This window comes from Kribbella italica (assembly GCF_014205135.1).
Taxonomy (GTDB): Bacteria; Actinomycetota; Actinomycetes; order Propionibacteriales; family Kribbellaceae; genus Kribbella; species Kribbella italica.
This window is the reverse complement of record NZ_JACHMY010000001.1, coordinates 6,302,160-6,315,271: the sequence shown is the minus strand read 5'-3', so window position 1 is coordinate 6,315,271 and position 13,112 is coordinate 6,302,160. Positions and strand designations below refer to the sequence as shown.

Annotated in this window: 12 protein-coding genes; 4 read left to right on the top strand and 8 right to left on the bottom strand. The window is 69.5% G+C overall.

Annotated features, from left to right (window positions below; all coding sequences use genetic code 11):
- The first annotated feature begins 199 nt into the window (after positions 1-199).
- Complete coding sequence (locus HDA39_RS29420; protein ID WP_184800666.1) at positions 200-1,060, top strand: haloalkane dehalogenase; 861 nt, start codon at positions 200-202, stop codon at positions 1,058-1,060.
- On the opposite strand, the gene HDA39_RS29415 is transcribed toward HDA39_RS29420, so the two are convergent.
- From HDA39_RS29415 to HDA39_RS29380, 7 genes are all read right to left on the bottom strand, one after another.
- On the bottom strand, positions 1,057-1,230 hold the full coding sequence (locus HDA39_RS29415; RefSeq protein WP_184800664.1) for a hypothetical protein: 174 nt from the start codon (positions 1,228-1,230) through the stop codon (positions 1,057-1,059). The two genes, HDA39_RS29420 and HDA39_RS29415, sit on opposite strands and share 4 nt — an antisense overlap.
- Before the next feature lie 957 nt (positions 1,231-2,187).
- Positions 2,188-3,156 carry a hypothetical protein gene (locus HDA39_RS29405; protein ID WP_184800660.1) on the bottom strand — a complete coding sequence of 323 codons (969 nt, stop codon included), beginning with the start codon at positions 3,154-3,156 and terminating at the stop codon, positions 2,188-2,190.
- Complete coding sequence (locus tag HDA39_RS29400) at positions 3,153-3,314, bottom strand: hypothetical protein (protein WP_184800658.1); 162 nt, start codon at positions 3,312-3,314, stop codon at positions 3,153-3,155. Before HDA39_RS29400 ends, HDA39_RS29405 begins: the two co-directional genes overlap by 4 nt.
- Before the next feature lie 94 nt (positions 3,315-3,408).
- Positions 3,409-3,846, bottom strand: coding sequence for a hypothetical protein (locus tag HDA39_RS29395; protein ID WP_184800656.1), 438 nt, complete (start codon positions 3,844-3,846; stop codon positions 3,409-3,411).
- Between the two features lie 82 nt (positions 3,847-3,928).
- Entirely contained in the window at positions 3,929-4,759 is an 831-nt protein-coding gene (locus HDA39_RS29390; RefSeq protein ID WP_184800654.1) for a DUF72 domain-containing protein, read from the bottom strand.
- Between the two features lie 51 nt (positions 4,760-4,810).
- Positions 4,811-5,890, bottom strand: coding sequence for an inositol-3-phosphate synthase (locus tag HDA39_RS29385; protein ID WP_184800652.1), 1,080 nt, complete (start codon positions 5,888-5,890; stop codon positions 4,811-4,813).
- An 11-nt stretch (positions 5,891-5,901) separates the two neighbouring features.
- Positions 5,902-6,477 (bottom strand): PadR family transcriptional regulator, encoded by a 576-nt coding sequence (locus HDA39_RS29380; RefSeq protein WP_184800650.1) that lies wholly within the window; start codon positions 6,475-6,477, stop codon positions 5,902-5,904.
- Positions 6,478-6,693: 216 nt separating this feature from the next.
- Between HDA39_RS29380 and HDA39_RS29375 the strand changes: the two genes are divergently transcribed.
- The 3 genes from HDA39_RS29375 (at position 6,694) to HDA39_RS29365 (ending at position 11,836) form a co-directional block, all read left to right on the top strand.
- Positions 6,694-8,181 (top strand): short-chain fatty acid transporter, encoded by a 1,488-nt coding sequence (locus HDA39_RS29375; protein ID WP_184800648.1) that lies wholly within the window; start codon positions 6,694-6,696, stop codon positions 8,179-8,181.
- Between the two features lie 88 nt (positions 8,182-8,269).
- Positions 8,270-10,534: a transglycosylase domain-containing protein gene (locus HDA39_RS29370; protein WP_184800646.1), complete on the top strand. Its 2,265-nt coding sequence runs from the start codon at positions 8,270-8,272 to the stop codon at positions 10,532-10,534.
- Positions 10,535-10,645: 111 nt separating this feature from the next.
- On the top strand, positions 10,646-11,836 hold the full coding sequence (locus tag HDA39_RS29365) for a mannosyltransferase family protein (RefSeq protein ID WP_184800644.1): 1,191 nt from the start codon (positions 10,646-10,648) through the stop codon (positions 11,834-11,836).
- On the opposite strand, the gene HDA39_RS29360 is transcribed toward HDA39_RS29365, so the two are convergent.
- On the bottom strand, positions 11,828-13,081 hold the full coding sequence (locus HDA39_RS29360) for a transglutaminase domain-containing protein (protein ID WP_184800642.1): 1,254 nt from the start codon (positions 13,079-13,081) through the stop codon (positions 11,828-11,830). The genes HDA39_RS29365 and HDA39_RS29360 overlap by 9 nt on opposite strands.
- Positions 13,082-13,112 lie beyond the last annotated feature (31 nt).

The window sequence follows — 13,112 nt, the reverse complement described above, 5'->3', positions numbered from 1 at the left end:
CTCCCGACCAGCGTGCTGCTGGCCGCGGAAGGCCGGACCAGACTGAGCCGCTGGGGGCGCCGGATCTCCGTCGAGTCGACCGTTCGTACGGGCGGTGGTTCAGTGGGTTGCCGGAAGGGCATGGTCCTCGCCGGGTGGTCCGCGGTGGCGCGGTGCCCGGGCGGTGCGGTCGTCTAGCGGATTCCGAACGGGGGTTGGGATGCAGTTCACCGAGGTCCACGGAGTGCGGATGGCCTGGCGCGAGGTCGGGTCCGGGCCGCCGGTTGTTTTTCTGCATGGCAATCCAACCTCCTCCTACCTGTGGCGAAACGTGCTTGATCGGGTGGCGCAGCACGGGCGGTGCATCGCGCCGGACCTGGTGGGAATGGGGGCGTCGGGCAAGCTCCCGGACTCCGGGCCGGGGCGGTACCGGCTGGTCGAGCACCGGGAGTACCTGGACGCCCTGTTGTCCGCGCTGGGGGTCGAGAAGGACGTGGTGTTCATAGGACACGACTGGGGTTCCGTCCTGGGCATCGACTGGTGTCGCCGGCATCCGGACGCGGTGCGTGGGATCGCCTACTTGGAGACGCTGGCAGCCCCGGTCGCGGCGGACAGTGAGAACGCGCCCGACCCCGAGCTGTTCGGCCCGCTGCGCGGTCCGGCCGGTGAGACCCTCGTGCTCGACGACAACTTCTTCGTCGAGAAGGTCCTCCCAGCCGGCATCCAGCGCACCCTCGCACCGGACGAGATGGCCGCCTACCGAACGCCGTACGAGCAGCCCGGCGAATCCCGCCGCCCGACCCTGACCTGGGCGCGAGAGATACCGATGGACGGCGACCCAGCCGACGTCGCCGAGATCGTCGCCAGGAACGCCGAGTGGATGGCCACCTCCCCGATCCCGAAGCTGTTCGTGAACGGAGACCCAGGCGCCCTCCTGACCGGCCCACTCCGCACCCTGTGCCGCCAATGGCCGAACCAGCACGAAGTCACCGTCCCCGGCCTCCACTTCCTGCCAGAAGACTCCCCCCACCAACTAGCCACCGCCCTCAACCACTGGCTAACCACCCTCACCCCCGCCTAACCACCGCCAGCCCTGGCTACAGCACCCGCCGCCACCACCGCCACCACCGCGGCCACCGCCACCACCGCGACCACCGCGGCCAAGGCGACCACCCGGCGACCGCGACCACCCGGCCACCGCGACCACCCGGCCACCGCGGCCACCGCGACCACCGCCACCACGGCGGCCACCGCCACCACCCGGCGACCGCGGCCACCGCCGCAGACCGCCGCAGACCGCCACGGAGTCCCCGTGGCCCCCGACCGCCGGCTGCCTTGAAGCGGTGGAGGAGGCGGCTGCGGAGGCGCCGCCAGCTGACCGTGGTGCCCGTCGCCGCCGGGGGCTTTGCTGCTGTCGCCAGGGTCCTCGCCGCTCGCGGACCAGCTGTCCCCGCCGAGTTCCCGCAGAGCGCTCGGAGTGCTGCCTACCTGATGTGGCGGAGCAGTCGGCTGTGGAGGAGCTGCACCAACCGACCCTCGTGCGCGTCCGCCGGCGCCACCTCCGTCGTTGCTGATGCCGCCACGGTTTCCCGCCGAGCGCATCGCCACAGCTGTCACCGCTGAGTCCCCGCGGAGCGAGGTCTCGTCGCCGAGCACGAGCTAGGCCGGGTGCAGAAGCTGTTCGCTGAACGCCTGGCGCGCGGCGGCGAGCTCGGACCGCCGACTCTCCTGACGCGGTGGGGCAGGTGGCTGTTGAGGCGCGGCACCATCCGACCGTGGTGGCGTCTGCCGACGCCACAGCCGCATCTCCTGCTGTCACTACAGCCCTTCGTTGCTCGCTTTGGCACGGCTTTCACCGCCGACGGTGCCATCGGCGAGTCCCTGTGGAGCGCCTGGCTGCCTGGCGCGGTGGAGCAGGCGGGTGCGGAGGCGCGGCAGCACTCGACGGTGGTGCGCGTCTGCGCACGCCACTCCGGTTCCCGCTAGGTCGCCCGGATGCCAGCTGACCCGACGAGCGGCTGCGGAGGCCGGTCGACGGGAGCCAGACCTCGGCGGGTCAGGGGGCGGAGGGTCAGCGACTAGGCGGATCAAAGGGGTAGGCGGCAGCGGGGCTAGCGGCGAGTCAGTCGGTGAGCGGGACAGGGGGTCAACAGGTCAGCGGGTCAGGGGCCGGCGTGTGAGCGGGTCTGGGGTCAGCGGGCGAGTGGGTCAGCGGGTTAGCTCGAAGGTGTCGTCGGGGGATTGGGGAGTGCGGGTCAGTTCGGTGGTGTTGGTGGGGGACTGTGGTGGGCGGGATTGCGTGGGGCGGGCGAAGACCTTGGCCAGGTGTTCCAGGTGGTGGTCGAGGGTGGTGAGTGCGGTGTGGAGGGTGGCGTGGGAGCGGTGGGCGGCCAGGGCCTGGGGAGCGTGGAGGAGGATTTCCAGGGACTGGAAGGCGTTGCGGAGGTGGGATTCCAGGTCGTGGCGGATCTCGGGCTCCTCGGTGTAGGGGACCAGACGGGGGAGGGTGGTGGAGCGGTAGAGGATCTCGGTGACCAGGGGCCACTGGCCTTCGGTGGTTTGGCGGTTGAGGAGGGTGAGGGTGCTGCCGGGTGGGTGGTGTCCGCGGTCGTCGAGGTGGGACGTCAGTGCGAGGGTGGCGGGGACATAGGCCTGGTACGACGGACGAGTGGACACCCCGCCGATGCCGGGAGCGTGGTGGGGGATGGACAGAAGGCGTAGGTAGGCGTCCAAGTGGGTGTGGGACCAGGCTTCGGCGATGCCTTCCTCCAAGGCCTGGGCGCCGGGCGCACGGAAGGCGGCGCGGGCGGCCTCCTGGGTGGAGCCGTGGGGGCCCAGGAAGTGGGACTGCTCGTGGAGGAGCGTCAACAAGGCGTCGCGGTACCGGGCGAGGGTGGTCGTGGGGCGGGACTGACCCGCTCGGGCGTAGAGGTCGTGCAGCGGGGCGAGGATGAACTCGCGGTCGAGGTGCAGCGTGCCGTCCCAGTGGGCCAGGCCGAGGATGCCGTCGCCGGCTTCGACGATCTGGCCGTTCCAGGCGGAGCGGTCGGCGCCGGAGAGCGACAGTGCGGCTTGGGCGTGCTGGGTGAGCAGCTCGGCGAGGGTGTGGGGAGCGGCGAAGGGGATGACGCGGCCGGTGTTGTGCTGCTGCAGCGCCGACTGGATCGGGTCGGTCATGGGCGGATCGCCGTGGCGAGGCGGACCAGAGCGTCGGCCGAGCGGTGCAGGTTGGTGCGTTCGTTCGGGTCTTCGCAGGTCTCGGCACGGCGGCGGAGCTCGGTGATCAGCCACTCGGTGCGGGCCAGGCGGTCGCCGTACGGCTCGTTGGTCTCCATGGGGGTCCTTCCGGGCGAGGTGAGGTCTCGCCAGGGAAGGTATGGAGAAAGGGCCGCGATTCAGCGGCGAGTTACGAGGCTGTGGACAAAGAGGTCAGCGCGAGTGCTCGAGCCCGTCGGCGAGGATCGCCAGCGGCTCGGTCATCTTCAGCAGCGTGAACCGCTCACCCGGATCCTCGACCCGGTCCGCCAGCGTGCGGATCTTCTTGATCGCGCGCTGGGCCAGTTTGATCCGCTCGGTGACCGGACCGTCCGCGGCGTTCGCCTCGGCCGTCAGCGCGGACGCCTCCTGGAAGGCCTTCTCGTACGCCGGGGAGGCCGGCGGCGGCGTGTTGCGCCGGACCATCTCGAGCAGATCGGTGAGCGAGGCCAGGTCGGACGCCGCCTCCTCCCGCTCGGAGCGCAGCTCCACCTGGTCGGCCAGCACCGCCAGACGGCCTACTTCGGCGGCCAAACCATCCACGTCCAGCCGTGCGTCGAGGCACGCCTGCTGGACGGCGTCATACGCAGAGCGGAACTCGTCGTACCTCACAGTGAACAAACCTAGGGCACAACGGGCCCGCGCGGCGAGACACGAATGTCGCGCTGGTTGAACCTCTGGCAAAGAAAGCGGATCAGAACAGCGTCGGTGGCGCGGATTGCACGGGTTCCGGGAGCGGCTCGAGGTCCGGGACGAGGGCTCGTACGTCGTCGTGGAAGCGCCGCGCCAGACCGAGTGCGAGCGCGTTGTCGGGGGTGTGGACGAAGACCGTCGGCGAGCGTCCCTCGCGGAGCCACCCGGCGCACAACGAGGCCCAGCCCTGCCAGCCGGCGGCGGTCTCCTCGGCCGAGTCCCGTCCGATGTAGCGGACGATGGGCTGGTCGGTCAGAGCGCGAGTACGCCGGGGGACGCGCGGTTTGTTCATCCAGGCCTCCCGCTCGACCAGGCTGGTCGCCGGGCGGCCGAAGAGCGTCATCGTGTCGAACGGCACCCACTCGGCGCCGGACCGGCCGAGTACCTGCTCCAGCGATGCCGCGGCGCGGTCGTTGGTGAAGAAGTCCCGGTGGCGGACCTCCACGGCGTACCGGAGTGAGCGTGGGAGCTTGTGCATGAACGTCGCCAGGGCGCCGAGATCGCCCGGGCCGAAGGACGCCGGGAGCTGGATCCAGAAGGCGTGCGCGCGAGGGCCGAGGGGTTCGAGCGCGGAGAGAAAGGCCGCGACCTCGGCGTCGGCGCTGCGCAGCCGGCGTTCGTGGGTGATGGTCTTCGGGAGTTTCACCACGAAGCGGAAGTCGGGTGAGGTCTGCGCCGCCCAGCTCTCGACCGAGCTGCGGGACGGTGTCGCGTAGAAGGTCGTGTTGCCCTCGACGGCGGTGCAGTGCGAGGCGTACGAGCGCAGGCGGTCCTTGGGGCCGAGGTCCCAGGCCGCGTGCGTCCACTGCGCGCAGCCCACATGAAGTCGCACGAGAAAAAGATAGTGCCGGCCGGCGTCGGAGCGACGCCGGCCGGCGCGAAATCAGCGCTCGACCTCGCCCTTGATGAACTTCTCCACCAGTTCGCGGCAGACGTCGTCGGCGTACTGCTCCGGCGGCGACTTCATGAAGTACGACGACGCGGACAGGATCGGGCCGCCGATGCCGCGGTCCTTGGCGATCTTCACCGCGCGGATCGCGTCGATGATGATGCCGGCCGAGTTCGGCGAGTCCCAGACCTCGAGCTTGTACTCCAGCGACAGCGGGACGTCGCCGAAGTTGCGGCCCTCGAGCCGGATGAAGGCCCACTTGCGGTCGTCGAGCCAGGCGACGTAGTCGGACGGGCCGATGTGCACGTTGCGCGGGTCGATGTCGTCGACCAGCTGGGACGTGACGGACTGGGTCTTGCTGATCTTCTTGGACTCCAGCCGGTCGCGCTCCAGCATGTTCTTGAAGTCCATGTTGCCGCCGACGTTCAGCTGGTAGGTCCGGTCGACGGTGACGCCGCGGTCCTCGAACAGCTTGGCCAGGACGCGGTGGGTGATGGTGGCACCGATCTGCGACTTGATGTCGTCGCCGACGATCGGCACGCCGGCCGCGGTGAACTTGTCGGCCCACTCCTTCGTGCCGGCGATGAACACCGGCAGCGCGTTCACGAACGCGACGTTCGCGTCGATCGCGCACTGCGCGTAGAACTTCGCCGCCTGCTCCGACCCGACCGGCAGGTAGCAGACCAGGACGTCGACCTGCGCCTCACGCAGCGCCGCGACGACGTCGACCGGCGCCGCGTCGGACTCGGTGATCGTCTCGCGGTAGTACTTGCCGAGACCGTCCAGCGTGTGACCGCGCTGCACGGTGACGCCGGACGGCGGCACGTCGCAGATCTTGATCGTGTTGTTCTCACTGGCGCCGATCGCGTCGGCGAGGTCGAGGCCGACCTTCTTGCCGTCCACGTCGAACGCGGCGACGAACTCGACGTCGCGGACGTGGTAGTCGCCGAACTGGACGTGCATCAGACCGGGGACGCGCTCGTCGGGCTTGGCGTCACGGTAGTAGTGCACGCCCTGGACGAGCGAGCTGGCGCAGTTGCCGACACCGACGATCGCTACGCGGATCGAAGTCATCTGGAACTCCTTCAATTGGGGGGTGTTGCAGGCGGTTTCTGGTCTGGGGGCTGCTGCTGGCGCCGTTCGCCGTCGATCAGCTCGTTCAGCCAGCGGACCTCGCGCTCGGCCGACTCCAGGCCGTGCCGTTGCAGCTCGAGGGTGTACGCGTCGACCCGCTCCGCCGTGCGGCTCATCGCCGCCCGGAAGTTGGCCAGCCGCTCCTCCATCCGGGCCCGGCGGCCCTCGAGGATGCGCAACCGGGTGGCCGGGTCGGTCCGGCCGAAGAACGAGAACCGGACCCCGAACGTGTCGTCGTCCCAGGCCGACGGACCGGCGTCGTGCATGGCGTGCGCGAAGTGGTCCTTCCCGTCGGCGGTGATCGAGTAGACGATCTTGGGCCGGCGGCCGTCCGGCGTACCGGCCTCGGTCGCGATCAGGCCGGTCCGGAGCATCGCCTTCAGGCACGGGTAGAGCGACCCGAACGACAGCACCCGTCCCCACCCGAACTGGGCGTTGACGCGCTTGCGGAGCTCGTAACCGTGCATCGGCGCTTCGTGCAGCAGACCGAGTACGGCGAGTTCCAGGACCCCACTGCGGTTTCCCATGACCCCACCTCCCTCGGTCCAGTTTGTCATGACCTGATGTATCGGTTCGATACATCGCTCCGCCACTGTAAGCAGCTCCCTGACGCGACGACAACTCATGACAAAGTCCACCTTTGTCAGCTCGCCGCACGACGCGCGCCAGGAAACCTGTCACGTCAGGCGGCGATCTGCGTTAATCACTTGACACACAGCGTCGTGAGTCAGGAGCGGAGAGTCATGACCGAGAGTCACGGCAAGCACGCCAAGCACGAGGTGGACGGCGAAGGGCCGCTGGCGCGGGTCGCGCTGCGCTTCACCGCGTTCACCGAGAAATGGCTGCCGGACGCGTTCGGGTTCGTCCTGGTCGGCACCTTCGTGGTGCTGCTGTTCGGGCTGGTGACCGGCGAGCCACTGCTGAAACGCCCGGACGACCCGGCCGCGACGCAGGGGTTCGGCCTGGTCGACGCGTGGGGGCTGGGCTTCTGGAGCCTGATCACCTTCACCCTGCAGATGGCGATGATCATCATCGGCGGGTACGCCGTCGCGACCAGCGGTCCGGTGGCGCGCCTGATCACCCGCCTGGCCCGGATCCCGAAGTCACCGCGCGGCGCGGTCGCCTTCGTCGCCGCGGTGGCCATGTTCGCGTCGTACCTGAACTGGGCGTTCAGCCTGATCTTCGCCGCGATCCTGGCCCGCGAGGTCGCGCGGAACGTACCGAAGGCGGACTACCGGGCGCTCGGCGCGATGGCGTTCCTCGGCCTCGGGACGGTCTGGGCGCAGGGCCTGTCCGGCTCGGCCGCGCTGCAGGTCGCCAGCCCGAGCAGCAGTCCGGCGCCGGTCCAGGAGGTGATCAAGGCCGCCGGCCACGCCAGCGGCGTGATCCCGCTCAGCGACACGATCTTCACCTGGCAGGCGATCGTGGCGACGATCTTCGTGTACGCCGTGGGCGTGACGATGGCGTGGTTCGTCGCGCCCGGCGCGGACAACTCCAAGACCGCGGAGCACCTCGGGATCGAGCTCAAGCCTCTGGTCGGCCGCGGTTCGGCGTACAACGGTCAGCGCGTGGAAGGGGAGACGCGGAGGCCGGGGGACTGGCTGGAGCACTCGCCGCTGTTCAGCCTGCTGGTGGTGCTGCTCGGCGGGATCTACCTCGTCCGGTACTTCGACGGGAAGAACTTCTTCAATGCGCTCGACCTGAACACGGTCAACCTGATCCTGTTCCTGCTCGCGATGCTGCTGCACTGGCGGCCGTGGCGGATGGCCCGCGCGGTCCGCGACGGCGCACCGGCGGCGGCCGGCGTCCTGCTGCAGTTCCCGCTGTACGGCGGGATCTTCGGCATGATCGCCTACACCGGTATCTCGGCGCGGCTCGCGGGCTGGCTCGTGCAGGCGAGCACGCAGTTCTTCTTCCCGCCGCTGGTCGCGATCTACTCCTGCATCCTCGGGGTGTTCGTCCCCAGCGGCGGCAGCAAGTGGGTGATCGAGGCGCCGTACGTGCTGGCCGCGGCGAACGAGCTCAAGGTCGACGCCGGCTGGATGGTCGTCGTCTACGACCTCGGCGAAGCCAGCGCCAACCTGCTGCAGCCGTTCTGGATGCTCCCCACACTCGCCATCCTCGGCCTCAAGGCCCGCGACATCATGGGCTACACCTTCACCCTGTTCCTCGCCTGCTTCCCGGCAGCGTTGCTCGCTGTGACGCTGCTGGCGCCACACGTGACCGGCTAGGTACTCTCTGTGGTCATTTAGGGCGCGTTACCACATCCCCCTTAGTCTGGGGGGCAATGACTTCAGCGAGATCGTCGAGGACTGGACAGTGAGTGAAGCTCGTCGCAAGGCCGCCCCGTCCCGTGCGCGCCGGAAGAAACACTGGGCGCTGCGCGTGGTCGGGTGGTTGCTGGCTCTGTTCTTCCTCGGTGTGATCGGGGCCGCGGCCACCTTTTTCATCGGGTACCAGACCACGGACATCCCGGACCCGAACAAGGCGTTCCAGATGAACACCACCACGGTGTACTACTCCGACAACGAGACCGAGCTGGGGTCGTTCTACGACCAGAACCGCAAGTCGGTGCCGCTGAACCAGATCCCGAAGACGGTCCAGGACGCGGTGATCGCGGCCGAGGACCGGACCTTCTGGACGAACCCGGGCGTCTCGCCGTCGGGCATGGCGCGAGCGGCGTTCAACATCGCGCGCGGTCAGCAACTCCAGGGTGGGTCGACGATCACCCAGCAGTACGTGAAGATCATGTACCTGACGCAGGAGCGGACCTTCTCGCGGAAGTTCTCCGAGCTGTTCATCGCCACGAAGCTGAGCCGGCAGACGGACAAGAAGGAGATCCTCGAGGGGTACCTGAACACCATCTACTTCGGTGAGGGTGCCTACGGCATCAGTGCGGCGGGTGACGCGTACTTCAGCGAGCCCGACCCGAAGAAGCTCACCGTGGATCAGACGGCCCTGCTGGCGACGGTGCTGAACAACCCGAGCTACTTCGACCCGGACAAGGCCGTGGCGCAGAAGCGGATCCTCGAGCGGTACCGGTACGTGCTGGACGGGATGCGGATCGGCGGCACCATCTCCGAGGCGCAGTACGCGAAGTTCAGCAAGGCGCTGCCGAAGCTGGACAAGCCGCAGAAGCCAGGTCGCTTCGCCGGGACCAAGGGCTACCTGCTCGCGATGGCGAGAGAAGAGCTGGAGACCCTCGGCTACACGCCGGAGGAGATCAGCGGTGGTGGCCTGCGGGTTGTCACGACCTTCGAGATCGGCAAGCAGAACGAGGCGGTCCGCGCGGGCACGACCCAACTGCCGAAGAAGAACGCGGGCCTGCACGTCGGCCTCGCGTCGGTCCGGCCCGGGACGGGCGAGCTCGTCGCCATGTACGGCGGGGTCGACTTCCTGAAGAGCGAGCTGAACTGGGCCCGGCTGCGCGCTCGCCCCGGCTCGTCGTTCAAGCCGTTCGCCGTGGCGGCCGCGCTGGAGAACGACCGCAGCCTGTACGACACGTTCCAGGGCACCAGCCCCATCGAGATCAACGGCGAAGAGAAGAACAACGAGTTCGACCGCGACTACGGCGCCCAGGTCACGCTGCTCAGGGCCACCAAGCTGTCGATCAACACCGCGTTCTACGACCTGGTCGACAAGCAGATGGACGACGGGCCGTCGAAGGTGGTCGACGCTGCCGAGGCCGCCGGCATCCCGAAGACCGCGGCGCTCGAGCGCGGCCGGAACCAGTCGTCCACGGTGCTCGGCCCGGACCCGTACGCCTCACCGGTCGAGATGGCCAACGCGTACGCGACGTTCGCGGCCGGCGGGATGTACACGCCGGTGCACACGATCAAGACCGTCACCTCGCCCGGCAACGCGAAGAACTTCGACCAGAAGGACAAGTACAAGCCGGAACGAAAGTTCGACAAGGCGATCGCCGACCAGGTCAACTTCGCGCTGATGAGCGTGACGGAGGACGGCGGCAGCGGCGAGCGGGCGCAGAAGCTCGACCGTGAGGTGGCCGGCAAGACCGGTACGGCGGGTGGTGTCGCGGTCGAGCACCGGGCCAAGAACACCAAGTGTGATGGTTGCCTGGAGGGCGACGACACACTGACGTCCTGGTGGACCGGTTACACCCCGCAGCTCTCGACGTCCGTGCTCTACCGCGCGGGCAAGACGGGTGAAGGCGACCTCGACCCGTTCAGCGACGACGCGGCGTTCTTCGGCGGCAACTGGCCACTGAAGACCTGGCTGGCCTACATGGAGCCGGCGCTGGGCAGCTCGGACGAGGTGAAGTTCGACGAGCCGGACCCCGACTCGATGGACAGCCCGACACCGACGTTCACCCCGACGACGCCGTCCATCACCCCGACGACCCCGCCCCCGAGCAAGCCGTCGGACCCGCCGAGCACGCCTCCGAGCACCCCGCCGAGCACGCCCCCGAGCACCCCGCCGAGCACGCCGGACGACCCCCCGACGACCAAACCGACCCGGCCCACCCGGCCACCGATCACCTTCCCCACCGGACCGAACGACCCACCCGGTGAAGGCGAAGGCGGCGGTGGCGGCGGAGGAAACGGCAACGGCAACAACCAGTAGCGCTCGTTACCGACGGACCGCACCCCTCGGGTGCGGTCCGTCGGCGTTCCCGGCGACGCTCCTGTGGACCGGAACTGAGCCGGTTCAGTGGTGATGGGGCACGATGGGGGTGTGTTCGAGCGAACAGCTGGGGAGCAGCCCAAGCGGGCTCGGCGGGCCCGGGAGACGGGTGTCGCCGGGATTCGGCAGTGGTTGCCGGAGCAGCTGAGCCGGGAGGCGCTCGGGTGGTGGCTGGTCACGCGGGCGGGGATCTTCCTGCTCGCGTTGTCCGCGCCGTTGCTGTTCAACCGCGGGGACACCTACCCGAACGTCTGGCACGCGTGGTGGCAGTGGGACGTCTGGCACTTCAAGGCGATCGCCGAGTTCGGCTATGCGAACGGCGAGCCGTCCGGCGCGCCGCTGGCGGCGTTCTTCCCTGGCCTGCCGGTCCTGATGCGGGCGGCCAGCTGGCTCGGCATCGGGTACGTCGGCGGCGGCGTGCTGGTCTCCGCGATCGCGAGTGCCTTCGCCGGGGTCTGGCTGGCCAAGCTCGCCCGGTACGAGTTCCCCGAGCTGCGGGACTTCGGGCCGACGGCGGCGCTGGTCTGGTTCACCGCACCGGTCGGCGTCTTCCTGGCCGCGCCGTACACCGAGGCTCTGTTCTGCGCGTTCGCGTTCCCGGCCTGGCTGGCGGCGCGGCAGGGGCGCTGGGCCCGGGCGGCGGTGCTGGTCGCGCTGGCGTCGACGGTTCGCGTCTCGGGCCTGTTCCTGATCTTCGCGCTGTGCGTCGAGTTCGTCACCTCGAAGAAGCGCGACTGGCGGTCGCTGCCTTGGCTCGCGCTGCCGGCCGTGCCGGTGCTCGGCTTCATGGCGTACCTGAAGCAGATCCACGGCTCCTGGTTCGCCTGGCAGGAGGCGCAGGAGAAGGGCTGGGCCCGCGAGTTCACCTGGCCGTGGACCTCGATCGTCCACACTTTCGAGGCTGCCACCACCGGCCGATTCCCCGCCGACCGGACGGACTGGACCTGGATGTTCCGGGCCGAGTTGGTCGCGCTGCTGGTCGGGCTGATCCTGCTCGCCTGGCTGCTCTGGCGCCGCTCCTGGGGCGAGGCCGCCTGGGTCGGGGCGACGCTGGCCGCGTTCGTCACGTCGTACTGGGTGTACTCGCTGACCAGGGCGACGCTGCTCTGGTGGCCGCTGTGGATCGGGCTGGCCGTGCTGCTGCATCGGAGACCCTGGCTGGGCCGGTTCTACCTCGGCCTGGCGATACCACTGGCCGCCATCTGGGCCGCGGCCTTCTTCACCGGCCGCTGGTCAGGCTGAGCTCCGCACCACGTAGGAGAAGCGCTGCGGAGCAGTCTGCCCGTACGGCGTGACGACGGCGACCGCGAGCTCGTGCCGACCAGGGGTCAGGTCAAGCGCCCACTCGTCGGCGTCCACAGCCCTGTCGGACAGGTGCAGCCGGATGCCGACGCCGTACGGGTGGAAGTGCTCGAAGCGGACCACCGGGCGCGTGACCGTCCCGTCGAGCCCGGTGCGGAGGGCGGAGAGCTGTGGATAGTTGCTCTGCCGCGCGAGGTGGGGCGTCTGGATCACCCTCGCCCCTTGGAAGAGCGGCGCGAAGCTCCCGGCCGCCCAGGTCACGCCGGTCGTCGTCGCCGAGGCGAAGTACCTGAACCACTCAGCAGCCTGCGACTGACTGAGTGAACCGATGCAGCGCGGCGGACTGTCGAGCGCCTGCAGTTCCTGGACGCCCAGCGGCTGACCGGTGTCGTCGGCCCAGTACGAGCCGTTCTGCCCGTCCAGGACGACCCAGCGGTCCAGCTCGTCGATCCAGGCCTCGCTGACGACGTGGCCGCGGCCTACTCCGGTGTGGTGGGCGGGCTGGCGCAGGTCGACGCGGCGCGCGGGGATCCGTACGGCGTTGAGCGCCTGGCTGAGCACGACCGAGTACTCGACACAGGCGAACCGCTCGCCGGCGTCGACCCGCTCCAGCACGGTCAGCGCGTCTGGGTCGTTCACGTGGTCGTTGGCGTGCTGCCAGCTCTTGTGGACCCACTGGAGCAGGCCGAGCGCCGTAGCCCAGGCCGACGTCCCCGCTGAGGGCAGGCGCTCCAGCAGCCCGCTCAGCCGGTCCGGCGCGATCGTGTAGAGCTCCAGCGGCAGCATCGGAGGTGCGTCGGGCCAGTCGGTCAGCTCCAGCGATGGCAGCGGCACGTTGCCGAGCACCCGGCCTCCCAGCGCCGGCCACTCGGTCGCGAACACCTTCTCCAGCTCTCCGTCGAACAGCTCCGGCTGGCTGAACCCACCGGCAATCGCCTCCTCGAGCAGCGCCAGAGCGTCGGAGGGCGAGCCCAGGCGAGCAGCAGCCAGTGCCGCGCCCGGCGCCCACAGGTGAGCCCACCACTCGGTGTCGCCGCGCAGCTCGGGCACCAGGCCCAGCAACTCCTGGTGGCGGCCGGCCCGCAGGCGCTCCTCGGCCCGCAGCCGCAGCTGGGCGAGCTCCCGAGGCGGCAGCTCGGCGCGGTGCCCAGCCGTCGCCCGCTGGTCGTCCACCGGCCCACCCATCCTGCCTCCATCTCGCGATGTGGACTCTTGA